The sequence below is a fragment of the Belliella kenyensis genome, from assembly GCF_022549675.1.
Taxonomy (GTDB): Bacteria; Bacteroidota; Bacteroidia; order Cytophagales; family Cyclobacteriaceae; genus Belliella; species Belliella kenyensis.
Window position 1 is genome coordinate 1 of the sequence record NZ_JAKZGR010000015.1, and the last position, 16,648, is coordinate 16,648.

At 39.1% G+C, this 16,648-nt stretch carries 13 protein-coding genes; 3 read left to right on the top strand and 10 right to left on the bottom strand.

Going from position 1 to position 16,648, the window contains the following annotated elements; all coding sequences use genetic code 11:
• Positions 1-184: 184 nt before the first annotated feature.
• The 4 genes from rplT to thrS all read right to left on the bottom strand — a co-directional run bounded on the left by rplT (position 185) and on the right by thrS (position 3,448).
• Positions 185-529: a 50S ribosomal protein L20 gene (gene rplT, locus MM214_RS14950; protein ID WP_241296557.1), complete on the bottom strand. Its 345-nt coding sequence runs from the start codon at positions 527-529 to the stop codon at positions 185-187.
• 107 nt (positions 530-636) lie between these two features.
• Positions 637-834 carry a 50S ribosomal protein L35 gene (rpmI, locus tag MM214_RS14955; RefSeq protein ID WP_014773228.1) on the bottom strand — a complete coding sequence of 66 codons (198 nt, stop codon included), beginning with the start codon at positions 832-834 and terminating at the stop codon, positions 637-639.
• 22 nt (positions 835-856) lie between these two features.
• Positions 857-1,408: a translation initiation factor IF-3 gene (gene infC / locus MM214_RS14960; RefSeq protein ID WP_241296559.1), complete on the bottom strand. Its 552-nt coding sequence runs from the start codon at positions 1,406-1,408 to the stop codon at positions 857-859.
• Between the two features lie 90 nt (positions 1,409-1,498).
• The gene (gene thrS, locus MM214_RS14965; RefSeq protein WP_241296561.1) at positions 1,499-3,448 is read right to left on the bottom strand and encodes a threonine--tRNA ligase; all 1,950 of its coding nucleotides are present in this window, start codon (positions 3,446-3,448) and stop codon (positions 1,499-1,501) included.
• A 191-nt stretch (positions 3,449-3,639) separates the two neighbouring features.
• On the opposite strand from thrS, the gene lhgO reads away from it, so the two are divergent.
• Positions 3,640-4,839 carry an L-2-hydroxyglutarate oxidase gene (gene lhgO / locus MM214_RS14970; RefSeq protein WP_241296563.1) on the top strand — a complete coding sequence of 400 codons (1,200 nt, stop codon included), beginning with the start codon at positions 3,640-3,642 and terminating at the stop codon, positions 4,837-4,839.
• Positions 4,840-4,897: 58 nt separating this feature from the next.
• On the opposite strand, the gene MM214_RS14975 is transcribed toward lhgO, so the two are convergent.
• Together MM214_RS14975 and MM214_RS14980 are read right to left on the bottom strand one after the other, a co-directional pair.
• Complete coding sequence (locus MM214_RS14975) at positions 4,898-6,421, bottom strand: DUF4394 domain-containing protein (protein WP_241296565.1); 1,524 nt, start codon at positions 6,419-6,421, stop codon at positions 4,898-4,900.
• Between the two features lie 186 nt (positions 6,422-6,607).
• Positions 6,608-7,525, bottom strand: coding sequence for a LysR family transcriptional regulator (locus MM214_RS14980; RefSeq protein ID WP_241296567.1), 918 nt, complete (start codon positions 7,523-7,525; stop codon positions 6,608-6,610).
• A 101-nt stretch (positions 7,526-7,626) separates the two neighbouring features.
• On the opposite strand from MM214_RS14980, the gene MM214_RS14985 reads away from it, so the two are divergent.
• On the top strand, positions 7,627-7,926 hold the full coding sequence (locus tag MM214_RS14985) for a hypothetical protein (protein ID WP_241296569.1): 300 nt from the start codon (positions 7,627-7,629) through the stop codon (positions 7,924-7,926).
• A gap of 33 nt (positions 7,927-7,959) precedes the next feature.
• Complete coding sequence (locus MM214_RS14990; protein WP_241296571.1) at positions 7,960-8,925, top strand: sodium-dependent bicarbonate transport family permease; 966 nt, start codon at positions 7,960-7,962, stop codon at positions 8,923-8,925.
• Between the two features lie 215 nt (positions 8,926-9,140).
• Here MM214_RS14990 and bglX read toward each other — a convergent pair whose 3' ends face one another.
• The 4 genes from bglX to MM214_RS15010 are packed head-to-tail and all read right to left on the bottom strand — an operon-like array spanning position 9,141 to position 16,580.
• A complete protein-coding gene (bglX, locus tag MM214_RS14995) occupies positions 9,141-11,414 on the bottom strand; it encodes a beta-glucosidase BglX (protein WP_241296573.1) in 2,274 nt (757 codons plus the stop codon).
• A gap of 52 nt (positions 11,415-11,466) precedes the next feature.
• Positions 11,467-13,203, bottom strand: a complete 1,737-nt coding sequence (locus MM214_RS15000) for a family 43 glycosylhydrolase (protein WP_241296575.1) — start codon at positions 13,201-13,203, stop codon at positions 11,467-11,469.
• Between the two features lie 25 nt (positions 13,204-13,228).
• Complete coding sequence (locus MM214_RS15005) at positions 13,229-14,566, bottom strand: glucoamylase family protein (RefSeq protein WP_241296577.1); 1,338 nt, start codon at positions 14,564-14,566, stop codon at positions 13,229-13,231.
• Between the two features lie 34 nt (positions 14,567-14,600).
• Positions 14,601-16,580 carry a glucoamylase family protein gene (locus tag MM214_RS15010; protein ID WP_241296580.1) on the bottom strand — a complete coding sequence of 660 codons (1,980 nt, stop codon included), beginning with the start codon at positions 16,578-16,580 and terminating at the stop codon, positions 14,601-14,603.
• Between the last annotated feature and the right edge of the window lie 68 nt (positions 16,581-16,648).

Consider the following 16,648-nt stretch of genomic DNA (forward strand, 5'->3'; position numbering starts at 1 on the left):
TAATCCTAAATTGTACTTTTTCAATCCGAAATTGACTCGTGGATCAAGGGTCAAATACATAAAAAAAGAAAGTAGAGCTTAGTTTAAACCCTACTTTCTAATTCCTGACGAATTTTCCAATAAGCCCAAAAATGAAAAAACCCCGAAAAATTCGGGGTTTTTATATAAACAAGATAGTGCGATCTTATTTAACTTTTTCAACTACAGCTTTGAATGCCTCAGGGTGATTCATTGCAAGGTCAGCAAGAACTTTTCTGTTCAAGTCGATCTCTGCTTTTTTCAAAGCACCCATTAATTGTGAGTAAGATAAGCCATGTATTCTAGCTCCTGCATTGATACGTTGGATCCATAAAGCTCTGAATTCTCTTTTCTTCGCTTTTCTGTCTCTGTACGCATACTGCAAACCTTTCTCGTACTTGTTTTTAGCTACTGTCCAAACATTTTTACCTCTTCCGAAGTAACCTTTGGTTGCTTTTAAAACTTTTTTTCTTCTTGCTCTTGACGCTACCGCGTTTACTGATCTAGGCATAGTAATAAATTTTTTGACTCTTGGTGGCTCGGCTTTCGCTGTGCACTTTTAGACCAAAGCGTCTGGTGAATAATTAACCTTTAATTGATTTTGTTGATAAACGAGAATTAACCGATTCTCAACATAGCTTTTACTCTTCCTTCATCTGACTCGTGAACCATACCCATTTTTGTCAGATTTCTCTTTCTTTTGGTATCTTTCTTAGTCAAGATGTGGCTTTTGTAAGCGTGCTTTCTTCTGATCTTACCGGTTCCAGAAAGCTTGAACCTCTTTTTTGCACTTGATTTGGTTTTTACTTTTGGCATAACTGTATTTGTTTGTTGAAAATTATTTCTTACTTGCTTTTGGCGCTAGGAATAAAAACATCCTTTTGCCTTCCATTTTTGGCATCTGCTCTACCGCCCCGTATTCCTCTAGTGCTTGAGCAAATTTCAATAAAAGCATCTCCCCTCTTTCTTTGAAGACGATCGTTCTACCTACAAAGTGAACGTATGCTTTTACTTTTGCTCCTTCCTTCAGGAAATTGATCGCATGCTTCAGCTTGAAGTTGAAATCGTGGTCATCCGTATTAGGTCCGAACCTGATTTCTTTCAATACTGTCTTTGCAGCATTTGCCTTGATCTCTTTCTGCTTTTTCTTTTGCTCATACTTGAACTTCGCATAATCGATGATCTTACATACTGGCGGATCAGCTGATGGGGAAATTTCTACAAGATCAAGATCGTTTGCTTGGGCAAGCTTGACTGCTTCGGAAGTCTGCATTACGGCATTGCCTCCCTCTACAAAGTCACCAACGACCCTTACCTCACGTGACCTTATTTTCTCATTGATCTTATAAGGTTCTTCTTGTCTTTGTCTAAACGGTGTTCTTCCTCTCAAAATATTATTTTATGGTTTGTTAATGAAATTGCCTGCAAATATCGGAATAAAAATTGGGATTATAAAAAATCCCAATTTATTTTACCTAATTTATTGTGCTAAAGATTCAGAAATAATTCCTTTGAAGTAAGTAGCAAACTCCTCTGGAGTAAAACTACCTAGGTCTCCTTCTCCATGCTTACGTACAGAAAGTTTGCCCTCAGCCATTTCCTTTTCTCCTACGATGAGCATGAAAGGAATCTTCTTAACTTCAGCATCTCTGATTTTTCTTCCTATTTTCTCATCCCTATTATCTATAGCACCCATGATATCATGGTCTTCAAGGATACTTTTGACTTGCTCTGCATATTCGGTAAACTTCTCCGAAATCGGTAATATGGTCATCTGTTCTGGTGAAAGCCATAGCGGGAAGTTCCCTGCACAATGCTCGATCAATACAGCCACAAATCGCTCCAATGAACCAAAAGGTGCTCTGTGAATCATCACAGGCCTGTGTTTCTGATTATCTGACCCAATATACTCAAGTTCAAATCGATCAGGTAACTGATAATCTACCTGAATGGTTCCTAGTTGCCACTTTCTACCCAACGCATCTTTGACCATAAAGTCTAGCTTTGGACCATAAAATGCCGCTTCGCCCAATTCAGTCACAGTATCCAAACCTTTCTCTGCTGCTGCTTCAATGATCGCAGATTCTGCTTTGTTCCAAGCATCATCAGACCCTATATACTTCTCAGCCTTCTCTGGATCTCTCAAGGAAATCTGCGCTGTATAATCTTCAAAACCCAAAGCCCTAAATACATATAAAACCAGATCTATCACCTTAATAAATTCCTCTTTCACCTGCTCTGGTCTACAGAAAATATGCGCATCATCTTGGGTAAAGCCTCTTACCCTAGTCAAACCATGAAGCTCACCGCTCTGCTCGTATCTATAAACTGTACCAAATTCTGCATACCTTATAGGAAGATCTTTGTAAGACCTTGGCTTGTGCTTGTAAATTTCACAATGGTGCGGACAATTCATTGGCTTGAGTAGGAACTCCTCCCCTTCGTTTGGAGTCGCTATAGGCTGAAATGAATCCTTACCATATTTCTCATAGTGACCAGACGTTTCATATAGCGCTTTGTGTCCTATATGTGGCGTCACTACTTGTTGGTATCCCGATTTGTCTTGCGCACGCTTCATGAAATTCACCAAGCGCTCTCTCAAAAGTGTACCTTTTGGTAGCCAAAGTGGAAGCCCCATACCTACTTTTTCAGAAAAAGTAAAAAGCTCTAGTTCCCTTCCTAGCTTTCTATGATCTCTTCTTTTGGCTTCTTCAAGCATATGAAGATATTCCGCTAACTCTTTAGCTTTTGGAAAAGTCACCCCATAAATCCTGGTGAGCATTTTGTTTTTCTCATCACCTCTCCAATAAGCTCCTGCGATATTCAGGAGTTTTACTGCCTTTATAAATCCAGTATTTGGGATGTGAGGGCCTCTACAAAGATCTACAAAGTTACCTTGCTCATAGAAGGTAATATTACCATCCTCTAGTCGCTCAAGTAGGTCTAGTTTATATTCATCACCTTTTTCTGTAAAATAAGCTACAGCATCGGTTTTAGAAATGTCCTTTCGGATATATTCATTTTTTTGCTTGGCAAGCTCTGCCATTTTAGCCTCAATCTTTTCCAGCTCAGCACCATCAAACTCCCTATCTCCGAAGTCAACATCGTAATAGAAGCCCGTTTCGATAGAAGGACCAATGCCCAATTTTACACCTGGGTAGAGCGCCTCTAGTGCTTCAGCCATCAAGTGAGCTGATGAATGCCAAAAAGTAGACTTTCCGTCTTTGTCATTCCATGTCAAAAGTTGAACAGTAGCGTCTTCATGTATGGGTCTATTAGCGTCCCATACTTCGCCATTTACTTTTGCTGCAAGTACATTTCTAGCTAAACCCTCGCTGATACTAAGTGCAATCTGTAGCCCAGAAACTCCTTTTTCATAAGATCTTACCGATCCATCCGGTAAGGTAATGTTGATTTGTTGATCTGACATTTAGTTTTTAAAATCAATTGATGAAACATCGCACCTTTACAAACAGATGCTTTATAGCCTGCAAATATGCAAATTCAATGGTTGTAAAGAAAATTAGTCCTCAAGAGATTCACTATTTTTTAATAAACTCTAGCATTACAATTTCAAACATTGTTAGAATCAACCTTATATTTGTTTTAAGTTTGATAAATATGCTATACGACATCATCATCATAGGCGGGGGAATCGTAGGACTCGCAACAGGATTGAAAATAAAGGAACAAAAACCAGAATTGAACATTGCCATTCTTGAAAAAGAAAATGAACTGGCAAAACATCAGACGGGAAACAACTCTGGTGTCATTCACTCTGGCTTGTACTATAAACCTGGCTCACTCAAAGCGATAAATTGTATCGAGGGCTATCAAGAATTGATAGATTTTTGTGATCAAGAGCAAATCCCTTATGAAATCACTGGAAAAGTGGTGGTCGCAACCAGAAAGGAGCAAATCCCCATTCTTAATGGACTGCATGATAGAGGGTTACATAATGGATTGACTGGAACAAGACACATTACCTTAGATGAATTAAGGGAATATGAGCCCTATTGTGCTGGTGTTGCTGCCATCCATGTACCACAGACGGGTATAGTGGATTATAAAAGAGTAGCACTAGCCTACGGAGAGAAATTCAAAAAGCTAGGTGGCGAGATCTTTTTGGGACATGAGGTAATCAGGACTAGCATTCAAAAAGGTTATTCGGTAGTACAGACCAAACTTCAGCATTTTGACAGTAAGTTGATCATCAATTGTGGTGGACTGTATTCTGATAAAGTTGCTCAAATGAACCAAGCTGAACCATTAGATGTGAAGATTATTCCTTTTAGAGGTGAATACTATAAGCTGAAAAAAGAAAGAGAATATTTAGTCAAAAACCTGATCTACCCAGTGCCAGATCCTAATTTCCCATTTTTAGGAGTTCATTTTACAAGAATGATGAAAGGTGGCGTTGAAGCGGGGCCCAATGCAGTTCTGGCATTCAAAAGAGAAGGTTATAAAAGGTCTGATGTCAACTTGAGAGAGTTATCAGAGACCCTGTCTTGGCCAGGCTTCCAGAAGGTCGCTGCAAAATATTGGAAAACTGGTTTTGGAGAGATGTATAGGTCATTTTCCAAAGCTGCATTTACCAAAGCTCTACAAGAGCTGATTCCTGATATTCAAGAGTCAGATCTGGTTGATGGTGGTGCTGGTGTCAGGGCTCAAGCCTGTGATAGAAATGGTGGTCTTTTGGATGATTTCAGCATACGTGAGAATCAGTTTGCTATCAACGTCTTAAACGCCCCCTCTCCTGCTGCCACAAGTTCACTCGCTATTGGGAATACAGTAAGCCAATTGGCATTGAAAAGATTCTAAAAAAAAGACCAGTCAATTATTTGACTGGTCTTTTAAAAAGTTGAAGATTAAAATTCAATTAAAAACCTAACCCAACGGCCATTGCAGTAGCATTCACATTGAAGTCAGCCACTTTTGTGGCAGCACCGCTCTCAAGATTGATACTATAAACAGCTGTGGTACCGCCCACTTCAAGAAGGGCAAATGCCATATTTGATTTTCCTCCAATATCAAACCCATTATCAGCTGTAATGTCTACACCTAACGCTCCGATAGCTACAAGACCTCCATCATTTGGCGGATCTTGCTTGTACAGCATATTTGTTTCGCTGTCTATTACATACAATACAGTAGAAGTTGCATTTGCTATATTATTGGTATAAGCTGCGCCATTTACCATAGGAGAGCCAGGGTTTAAGTTACCATCTACTGCTACGACAGTTCCTAAGTCTGGATGAAGTCTGAGGTTTTGACCTGTATTACTCACCAACCTGATTCTATCTACTGTAGGATTGAAATCAAAGCCAAAAGTTGAACCAGAAAGAAGTGGATTAAGCACAGCTCCAACAAGGGTCAATTGACCATTAGCTGTATTCACAGTCATAATTCTGCTCAAGCTAGTGATGGCATATAGTTGACCATTGGCAGGTCTGAAGTCGAGTCCTACTACAGTCTCATTTGCTAATAATCCTTGGAAAGCTACCGCATTAGCCTGTGGGGACATAGGATTAAATCTGTGAAGCATATTATCCTCTGTGGCAGCATAAGCCACTGGATTTGTTTTGAAAGCAATTCCAAAAACAGGTTGATTGAATGTACCTACCCATTGTGCTCTGCCAGATGATAAGTTGATAGTATATAACTTTGATTCATTCTCGTGTCTTGTTACAGCTAAAGCCACGCTATTGTCAGGATTGATGTCAAAATTACCCATTCCCATAAAATCCACTCCCAAATCTCCGATTTCTCTCAATCCTCCGTCATTAGGTGGATCTTGAACATAAAGCTTGTTGCTTGCGAAATCAATGTCAAAAAGCTCTGTTGCACTTGCGCCTGCCATACTATTCGTATAAGCCACAGCACCAATTCTTGGGTTACTTCCTCCTGAAATATTGCCATCGGTAGCTACGACATTACCTAATTCAGGATGCAATCTCAAATTCTGTCCCGATTCAGTCACCAACCTGATTCTATCTACTGTTGGATTGAAATCGATCGAAGCATTTTCCCCACTGATGGCAGGAGAAAATGAACTTTCACCCAAAGCAGTGGCCACTCCTGAATTTTCATTGATTACATATAGTCTACTGCTAGCACCCAGAGCATAAAGCTGACCCGTAGCTGGTCTGTAGTCGATACTTATGATGTTATCTCCTGATTCAAGGCCAGTAATTTCTCTAGTATCCATCGGAGAATTCAATTCTCTTGCATCATACATTGCTATCCTATTTCCTTCCAATAATGCAGTGAAAGAAACTTCTGGTGCCATTCCTGGTTGATCGATCCCAGGCATTTCATCTTCATTGTTACAACTAAATCCTAGAATAGCTGTGGTCGCGATCATTAGGGCACGTAGCCCAAAAGTAAAACTGTTCTTTTTCATGTTATTAGTTAATGTTGGTTCGAATAGACAGACTTACGAACTCATGAAGGCGATTGGATTTAGTGATCTGAAAAAAAGTTAAAATAAAACCAATTTTAATTATAAAGATGAAAGAACAGGACAGTGATAACTTGAAAAAACTATCTGAGAAAATTCACTAACGATATATTTTAGATTGAATCAATTTTAAACCAAATCTGCGAAGAATGTATCCAATATTCTACATTTCTCAGTATTTAGAAAGTCAAGAAATGCATTTGGCACTGGCATATGCTTTTTCCCTTTCAACCAGACTAATCTCCATTTTGTCGTGATAGGTAGTCCGTTTACGGGAATGATTTTTAATTGTCCCGACTGCAATTCGTTTTTGATACCAATCAGGGGCATGATGGAGTATCCTAATCCAGCAAGGACAGCTTGTTTTACCGCCTCATTGGAAGTTAATTCCATTTTTTTCTGAATATTGATTTTGCTTCCTTCTATGAATCTCTCCATTGTCTGTCTTGTTCCAGAACCTTTTTCTCTAAAAATCAATGGCAAATCTTTGAAAATATCTTCTGAGTAATTTCTAATTTCTAAAGTAGACTTTTTGTCACCTACCAAATACAAGTCATTGTCTAAAAGATCCATGTACTCCAGATTCATGTCTTTAGGCAAAATAGACAGTAGTGCAAAATCCACTTCATTATTTTCCAAAGATTCTAAAACCTTACTTTTGTTTGTTACATCCATGACCAAATCAACGCCCTTGTGTAATTTCATAAAATCTCCTAAAAAATAGGGCATAACATATTTCCCAGTAGAGACCACCGAGATTCTTAACTTTCCAGTAAGTTGACCCTTAAAAGCTAATGTCTTTTCCTCTATCGAGTTAATTTGATCCAGTATTGGTTTTACTAGCTTGGCGATTTCATATCCAAATTCTGTGATTTGAATTTTTCTACCTAATACCTCCGTCAATGGTATTTCGAATTGGTCCTGAAAATTTTTCAATTGAATTGAAACTGCCGGTTGAGTCAAATGCAACTCTTCAGCGGCTTTGGTAATCGAGCAAGTCTCTACAACTTTCAGAAAGACCAATAGCTGATGTAAAGTATAATTCATAAATAAGCCTAATGATTCGGATAATAAAGTTAAATAAAAATTAATGAAAAATTTAAATCTATTTTGCCCAATAAATGATACTGGAATAAAAACACTGCAAAATGAAAAAGAAGACAGATTTTAAATTAATAGAGGGAGAATTTAGTGGAAAAGAAGCCAAGGAGATTCTAAATCAACTGTTCAGCGATAAAATAAATTTCCACGTCAAGAAAAGCTTCAACTCAAGTATTAAATATGGTACTAAGGACTTGCAATCCGAGGATAGGATTAAGTTTTTAAAAGAAGAAGTTAATGAAATAAATTCGTTTTTTGAAGCGGACGATTATTCAGATCAAACCTATCTGATCGAGGCTAAGGTGATAGTAAAACCTCTAAGTGAATCTTCTGATAAGGATCATTAACTCTACCATTCAGATAATTTAAGCGACAAAAAAATGAATTTCAACCTGCTTGTTGAAAACTTAACAAACCCTGCACTGATGTTCTTTGTGCTTGGTCTGATTGCGGTATTGGTCAAAAGTGACTTAGAAATTCCAGCAAATTCATCGAAATTTATATCACTTTACTTATTATTTGCTATAGGCTTCAAAGGCGGTCAAGAGTTGGCCCATGAGGCATTTACCATGGAAATAGCATGGACTATTCTCTTCGGGCTACTAATAGCTTCGGCAATTCCCATTTATACTTTTTTCATATTGAAGAGAAAGTTGAGTATATATGACTCAGGTGCTGTAGCCGCTGCATATGGCTCAATAAGTGCTGTCACATTTGTGACAGCAGTGAGTTATTTGGAGATTCAGCAAATGGCTCTACATGGTCATATGGTTGCCATCATGGCATTGATGGAAGCTCCTGCCATTGTAATTGGTTTACTATTGATTTCCACTTTTGAGAAAGATGGAAATCAAATTGAAAAAGTCAAAAAGCGAACTGTAATAAAGCATTCGTTTACCAACGGAAGTGTTCTACTCATTTTGGGAAGTCTTGTGATTGGATTTTTGGCCTCAGACGCTCAAGCTGAAGGTATAAAACCTTTCACAAATGATATTTTCAAAGGCTTTTTGGCTATATTCTTACTTGACATGGGCATAATAAGTGGTAAAAAATTGGGGTCGTTTTTCTCATATGGATGGTTTCCAATCATCTTTGCCATCATGATACCATTAATAAACGGATCAGTTGTAGCCATTGCAAGTGGAATAGTTACTGATGATGTTTCTAACAGATTCATGCTAGCCATTCTTTCTGCAAGCGCATCCTATATTGCAGTACCAGCAGCCATGAAAATGACCGTTCCCAAGGCAAATCCCGGATTGTTTCTACCGATGGCCTTAGCAGTCACCTTCCCTATAAATATTACCATCGGAATGCCACTTTACTTTCTTTTGGCATCTTACTAGACTACTTATACTTTACACTTTGTAGAAAATTGAGGCTTATTCCATGATTAAAGTGCTAATTTCGTTGAATGATGAAATTAGCACCTTTAATTTTAATTTTGATATTTATGTCGACACCATTGAGTGCTCAAAATGACTTCAATAGTTTTTACTGGACAAGATATTATCATGTATAAAAAAAGGAGATCTACTAAGACCTCCTTTTTTTATGAATCTTATTTCCAAGTTACCCTGGTAGATTTGACCTCTTGAGAATTTCCACCCACCATGATTTCAAATTCACCAGGCTCAAATACAAATTCTGTGTTGAAATTATAAAACTTCAAAGCTTCCTGAGTTAGCTCGAAAGTAACAGTCTTTGATTCTCCAGCTTTGAGGAATACTTTTTCAAAACCTTTAAGTTCCTTAACTGGTCTTGTGATAGAAGCAACCAAATCTCTCACATAAAGCTGGACAACTTCAGCTCCATCTATTTTGCCAGTATTTTTTAATTCAACACTAATTTCTAGTTTTTGATCTCCTTCAAAGGAAGTACCATTCAATCTGATATCACTGTATTCGAATGTGGTGTAACTCAGGCCGAAACCAAACGGAAACAAGGGTTCATTAGGTACATCAAGATAATTTGATCTAAATTTCTGAAACCATTCTCCTTCTGGCAAAGGTCTTCCAGTATTTTTATGATTGTAGAAAATTGGCACCTGTCCGACGTTCTGAGGAAAAGTAGCGGTAAGCTTACCCGAAGGGTTCACATCTCCAAACAATACATCTGCAATGGCATCCCCAGCTTCACTGCCTGCAAACCATACATTCAAAATCGAAGGGACATTTTCAGCCTCCCACTTCATGGCCAAAGGACGGCCAGTGAACAACACCATAACCACAGGCTTACCAGTTGCTAAAAGTGCCTTCATCAAATCTCTCTGACTCTGAGGAATCTCTATGTCTGAACGGCTGGATGCCTCTCCACTCATCTCTGCCGACTCTCCCATAGCTGCAATGATCACATCGGCTTTTCTAGCAGCAGCTACAGCTTCTTGGATCATAACTTCGGCTGACCTATCATCTCTGTAGGTAGGCTTTCCGAATATACTCACTCGAGATTCTAAGACTTCGTCCTCTGTGATATTTGCACCTCTAGCATAGATGATGTTTGCTTTATCTCCTACCGCATTTTCGAGGCCTTGCCTCAAAGAAATTGCCTGATCAAATTTTCCTGCTACACTCCATGTTCCCGCCATGTTCTCTTTGTTATCCCCCATTGGACCGATTACAGCAATGGTTCCTTTTTTCTCAATAGGTAAAACATTACCTTCATTTTTCATCAAGACAAAAGTCTCTGCGGCTATTTTTCTTGCCACTTTTCTGTGCTCTGCATTGAAGACATCTCTTTTTGAACGCTCTGGATCAGCATATCTATATGGATCTTCGAATAAACCAAGCTTAAACTTTGCAATCAAAATCCTTCTAACAGCTTCATTGATTTGTGCTTCTGAGACTCTGCCTTCATCAAGAGATTTTTGAAGAGTTGTCAAAAACCCTTCACCCACCATGTCCATGTCAACACCAGCATTCAAGGCCAAAGCTGACACATCCTGTAAATCTCCCATGCCATGATCGATCATTTCATTGATAGCAGTATAGTCTGTAACTACAAACCCATTAAATCCCCACTGATCTCTTAGCAGATCGGTCATCAGCCACTTGTTTCCACTAGCTGGAATCCCATCTATATCATTGAACGAAGTCATTACCGTGCCTACTCCCGCCTCTACTGCTGCTTTGTATGGAAGCATGTATTCATTGAACATACGCTGACGACTCATGTCCACAGAATTGTAATCTCTTCCTGCTTCTGGTGCGCCATATAAAGCAAAATGCTTCACACAAGCCATAATCGTATTTTCTAAGGTCAAATCATCCCCTTGATAACCTTTCACCATCGCCTTGGCTATCTGAGCTCCAAGGTAAGGATCTTCTCCATTTCCTTCAGAGACTCTCCCCCATCGAGGATCTCTGGACACATCTACCATAGGAGAAAAAGTCCAGTTGATACCATCAGCACTAGCTTCTATGGCTGCGATTCTGGCAGACTTCTCAATGAGTTCCATATCCCAACTGGCGGATAAGCCTAAAGGAATAGGAAATAGTGTTTCATAACCATGAATCACATCCATCCCAAACAGTAGAGGAATTTTTAGTCTGCTTTCTTCTACTGCTATCCGCTGTACTTCTCGAATTTTTGTGGCTGATTTCAAGTTGAAAAGCCCACCAACTTTTCCTTCTTTAATTTTCTCGGCGATATTGGAACTCTCAGCTTGACCTGTGGTAATATCTCCAGCAGCAGGAAGGTTGAGTTGACCAAGTTTTTCTTCTAAGGTCATTAATGCAAGAACAGAATCCGCTTTTGCTGTAAAATCTATTTCACCGTCATTTGTTTTTTGCTGAGAACAACTTGCTAATAATACTCCAGCAATTAGTGCCATCATGCATGTATATTTTATCATAAATTTTTCTTTCGTTTTTTAATCAATGCTACTTTTAATTTACTTGAACAATGTCAGACCTTTTCGAAACTCCATTTTCATTGAAAGATTCGATAGTGAAATAATATGTCTGACCCGCTGTTAGGCTTTTCAGATTCAACTTGTTTTCACCATAAATCATCCAAGAATTGTAAAGTTTATCAGGTGCAATTCCCCAGAGGATATTATAGCCTTGTGCATCAGGAATAGCATCCCATGTAATCAACGCATCTCTTGGATCTTGATCTCTGCTTACTTTGAAATTTCGCACAAAGCTAGGAATTTTACCCATTCCTTTGCCAAAAATTCTAAGGCCAGAAATGGCTAAATGAGGTGTTGGAACGTGAACATGTTCATACCTTACATACCTGAATTTTTTTGTGAATGGAAGTACTACATAGTCGTTAGGTGTGTCTTTGAAGCTTTTTTCTTTATCTATGATCAGCTCCCAATTATTTTTGTCATGCGACCCGTAAATTTTATACCTATGATACAAGTTTGGAATTCTGCCGTACATGTCAGATTCATGGTCATGGTAGTTTATCTGAATGGCATGCACCATACTTTCTTGCAACAAGTCAATCTCTATCCATTGGTCTTTTTTTGCATCATCAGCAAGCCAAAAGGTCTTGACATTTTCATCCACCATATGGTTTGGAGCATATGTCCCAACCTTGGAAGATGCTTGAACAGGCTTATTGTAAGATAAGAGCATCCATCCTGTGAATTCTCCATTTTTGGACAATTCTGAGGGTGCATAATGCGGGTAATCGCCAAAATACGTATCTGTATACATCAAGCCATCCTTGTCAAAAAATGTAGGAAACATAGCAATTCTTCTTTCCCAATTGACATTGACAGATACAGCATTACTTCCAAAGTGCCAGTAGGCATTCCCTGGGCCAATAACAGTACTTCCGTGGCCAGCTCCATTCATAAATCCACCAGGCTTGTAAGAGATTGGATTGTTTGGTGCATACTCATATGGTCCAAGTGGATCATCACTGGTGTACACCCCGTCTCCATATACATTAAACTCCGTACCTGGTGCTGCATATTGCATGTAATACTTTCCGTTGTGCTTAGTCAGCCAGGGGCCTTCCATGTAACCACCTAAAACAGTGTCCGCATGATTTTCACCAAAACGCTCCCATCCATGCTTTTCCATATCCAAATTAAAAAGCTCGAAAGTCTCCTCCGAAGGCCTGAACCTTTTCTTCATATCCAACTTCTTAGCTCTTATGGGATATTTATTGGATGATCCCCAGAACACGTAGGCTTGTTCATCGTCATCAATAAAGATATGGGGGTCTTGAAGGTTGTTGATGATGCCAGGTACTGCTTTCCAGTCTCCTTTTTTAGGATTATCTGTGTACAATACACTCATACTTCCAGAAGGATTTCCAGAGACATAAAGTACTGAATCTTTGTAATTATGAGCTGTGGGTGCATTGGATCCTTCAAAGTACCACTTTTCTGGCTCAATAAAAGTCCAATTGGTCAAGTCTGAGGAATGCCAATAGCCCATCGATCTGGTAACGAACATGTAATACTCTCCCCTAAACTCAACCACGGCAGGATCAGCTCCAGAGCGGTATGATTTATCTTGATGTGAATTATAAATCATGTAGGTGTAATCCAGATTGATCGGATTACAGTAGGTCGATTGGGCACTGGATTGAAGAATAGTCAGGTTAAAATTGACTAAAAATACGACCAAGAAACTTATACGAACTTTCAATTTATTAAACATACCCATGAGGTCTATCAATTCAACCTTAATTAGAATAGTGTGGACTCGAAAATCCTAGCTTGTCCAATCCTTCTTTCACCTCTGGAGAAGTCATAAATAAATCCCACAACAAACCAGTTCTGTGATTCTCAATCATCACGACAATAGGCCCCTGATCTATGGCTAAGTACCTCTGTGGAAACCAATCTTCCTGAACACTGAAAGCATCATAAAACCCATACTTCCCAAATAACTTATCTCCATAAGTTTCATACCAATACCTCATGGCTTCCATGCTATACTCTGGAGTATATGGAAATGATGATAAAGCAGCCGTTGGAGAAATTACACCTTTGTCACTACTTTCACCAGGAGCATGCGCAGCATATCCTTTTACAGAATAGCTTGCAGTAAGGCCCCAAGAGTGAGGACCATACCCTTCAAAGTTATTTGGGTTCTCGACGCACCAAGCGCGATTAGCTAGTGTATGGTTGACATTGTGTCTCCAATAGTCAGCATATTGATCTTTCAGTCCTCTTGGATCCAATGCCAAATACGAATAATGTGCCCAAAACAAAGGTCCTCCCAATTCTTTTGCACCATTATGATTCAATTCCAACAAATGCCCAAAAGGCTCACTATTTCCTTTGATCGCTCCATCACGTGCCCATCCTTTGTGGTAATAAGCTGCATCAACAGGATATGTCGGAGATGAAGCTGCCAAAATGTATGCGATCATCGTTTCATCATAGCCTTTTAAGCCATGGTTTCTTTTAAATTCATATTGTGGAGACCAGTGCCAAAGCATAACTTCTTCTTTTTCATTCCTGTACCACGACCACTCCATGGCTTCGTATAGCTTGGTGATTTTATTCGCCATAGCTTGCTCCTCTTCATTTCCGTCCTTGAAATATTGCCTTACTGTAAGTAATCCCTGTATCAAGAATGCAGACTCTACCACATCTCCTCCATCGTCGTCATAGCCAAAAGGTTTCACTTTGCCTGTTTCTCCATGTATCCAATGAGACCATATGCCATGAAACCTATCGGCTCTTTCTAAATAATCTACGATATGATTCAATCTTTCAAATCCTTCTTTTCTAGTGATAAATCCTCTTTCGATACCGACCAAAATCGCCATAACTCCAAAACCTGAGCCACCCGTAGTAATTACATTTCGGTCATTTTCTGGATATTCTCCATCCAAGTGAATTCTCTCTCGAGCCAATAAAGATGTAGGCTCAGCACCATCCCAGAAATACTGGAATGTACGGTATTGAACCAAAGTCATCAGTGAATCATCTGAAATTTCACTTTCTTCTATGACAGAGGAATTATTGTTTTCTCTTTGCCCGCACGAAACCATCCATACGAACATTGACATGATAATAATGCTGAATATTCTCATTTTATATCTATTAATAGGTGAATCCTAATTTATTTAAACCTTGTCTTACATCTTGATCTTGCATCAGCAAGTCCCAAAGCAAGGCTGTTCTGTAATTTTCGATCATCAATACAATAGGGCCTTGATCTATAGCCAAATAAGACGACGCAAACCAATCTTCTGTCTGATTAAAAGCATCATAGAAGCCGTATTCTCCCCATAATCTATCTCCCAGCTTATAGTAGAAAAACTCCATAGCTGCGATGGATTCTTCTGGTGTGTAAGGAATGGAAGACAAGGCCGCTGTTGGGGTGATCACCCCTCTGTCATTTGTCGGTGAATGGGCTGAGTATCCAGCATGATTATCACTGGCTGTTAGCCCCCAAGAATTGTCTCTGTATCCTGCAAAACCTAATGGATTGGTCACGCAATACATTCGGTTGATCAGTGTATGATTTACACCTTGAGTCCAGTAATTGGCATATTGATCTACCATGTTTCTAGGATCTAGACCTAAGAATGAATAATGAGAAAAAAATAAAGATCCACCATAATTTACTCCCAGAGGAAGAGGAATGTTATAAAATGAATTACCATTTCTCATTCCTCCATTTCTTGCCCATCCATTGTCATAAACAATTTTTTCAATAGGAAATGTAGGAGAAGCTGCGGCTAATACATAAGCAATCAAAGACTCATTATACCCACTTATCTGAAGATTCATGGCCCATTGATGCTGAGGTGACCAATGCCAGTAAAGCACATTCTGATTGCCACGTGTGTACCATGACCATTCCACTTCTTCCCAAAGTTTGGTGATCTTGTCTATGATAACTTTCTCAGCTGGAGATTGCTCGTTGAGATATTGCCTAACAGTCAAAAGTCCTTGAATCATCAAGGCTGTCTCTACCAAATCCCCACCATTATCAAACTGTGAAAATGGAAGCATTTTTCCTGTATTACCATCAATCCAATGTGACCATGCACCATGAAATCTATCTGCTGATTCTAAAAAATCGACTATTTTCCTCCATCTCTCTACCCCCTGCTCTCGAGATATAAAACCTCGCTCGATCCCAACGATTATCGTCATTACGCCAAAACCAGAGCCACCTACTGTCACGAGATTTCCCGAGGTATTCCTTTCTCTGGTCATTCCACTCGCTGGATGTGCAAAGTCCCAAAAGTATCTAAATGTCTGTTGTTGAACTTTAGTCAAAAGCTCTTCTGTTGGAATTCTAGGGAATTTATCTTGAGCTGAAGGCAAAGTGAATAATTCTCTAATTTGCCTTTCTTTTGTATCTCCATCAGGCCCAGTTATACCTGACTCTATGGTAAGTGTATATTTTGAAAAGTCTCTTAAAGGTGCATTACTTCTGAACTCCAGCTTCCCGTCCTCTTGAACGCTAAAAGTTAAGCTTACATTTGTGGGCCCAATGATGCGAATTCTGCTTGCAAAATTTTGATTTTGATTTATTGTTCCTGTGAAGGTTACTTTTCCTAGCAAGTTCAATGGAGTATCCAAAATTCTATTCGAATGCACTGGCTTAGCATTTTCAATTTCTATAGATGCCACTTCTAATCCTGCTCTTGCAGTAGAAAAATCAAGTTGGAAATTATTTACTTGCTCACCATTAGCACCTCGCAAAGCACTTAAAGAAATTTGATATCTTGAATTTGACTCCAATAGCCCTTGTGGGAAAATCACCAACTCTCTGTTTTGAGCAATGAGACTTTGAGAAAAATTTACATCCGTACTGGTTCCATCATTTATTTTCTTGAATGAAACTGCTCCCTGAATACTTGCTTGGTCTATGGCCGCAGAGAACCTAAAGGTCATAGGCTGATCCAAAGGGATATCTTGATAAACGTCGTTGACCACTTCAGGAGTACTACCTCCAACAAGGAAAGAAGTAACGCTGATAGCTGGTAATTCCTTTTCTTCACTGCATCCCCAAAAGGAAAGACCTAATATTAACAGCCAAGTAAGTTTATTGATTTTGAGTTTCATATACAAGTAAGGTGAAATTTAATAAAAATGGGAGGGTCGGTTATCCCTTTCCCTCCCATTAAATACAT

Excerpts from the sequence above, each read along its gene's own strand:
- thrS (WP_241296561.1), bottom strand. The coding sequence starts at position 3,448 with ATGTCAGATCAACAAATCAACATTACCTTACCGGATGGATCGGTAAGA.
- bglX (WP_241296573.1), bottom strand. The coding sequence starts at position 11,414 with ATGATGGCACTAATTGCTGGAGTATTATTAGCAAGTTGTTCTCAGCAA.
- rplT (WP_241296557.1), bottom strand. The coding sequence starts at position 529 with ATGCCTAGATCAGTAAACGCGGTAGCGTCAAGAGCAAGAAGAAAAAAA.
- rpmI (WP_014773228.1), bottom strand. The coding sequence starts at position 834 with ATGCCAAAAGTAAAAACCAAATCAAGTGCAAAAAAGAGGTTCAAGCTT.
- MM214_RS14975 (WP_241296565.1), bottom strand. The coding sequence starts at position 6,421 with ATGAAAAAGAACAGTTTTACTTTTGGGCTACGTGCCCTAATGATCGCG.
- MM214_RS15000 (WP_241296575.1), bottom strand. The coding sequence starts at position 13,203 with ATGTTTAATAAATTGAAAGTTCGTATAAGTTTCTTGGTCGTATTTTTA.
- MM214_RS14990 (WP_241296571.1), top strand. The coding sequence starts at position 7,960 with ATGAATTTCAACCTGCTTGTTGAAAACTTAACAAACCCTGCACTGATG.
- MM214_RS14980 (WP_241296567.1), bottom strand. The coding sequence starts at position 7,525 with ATGAATTATACTTTACATCAGCTATTGGTCTTTCTGAAAGTTGTAGAG.
- MM214_RS15010 (WP_241296580.1), bottom strand. The coding sequence starts at position 16,580 with ATGAAACTCAAAATCAATAAACTTACTTGGCTGTTAATATTAGGTCTT.
- MM214_RS14985 (WP_241296569.1), top strand. The coding sequence starts at position 7,627 with ATGAAAAAGAAGACAGATTTTAAATTAATAGAGGGAGAATTTAGTGGA.
- lhgO (WP_241296563.1), top strand. The coding sequence starts at position 3,640 with ATGCTATACGACATCATCATCATAGGCGGGGGAATCGTAGGACTCGCA.
- MM214_RS15005 (WP_241296577.1), bottom strand. The coding sequence starts at position 14,566 with ATGTCAATGTTCGTATGGATGGTTTCGTGCGGGCAAAGAGAAAACAAT.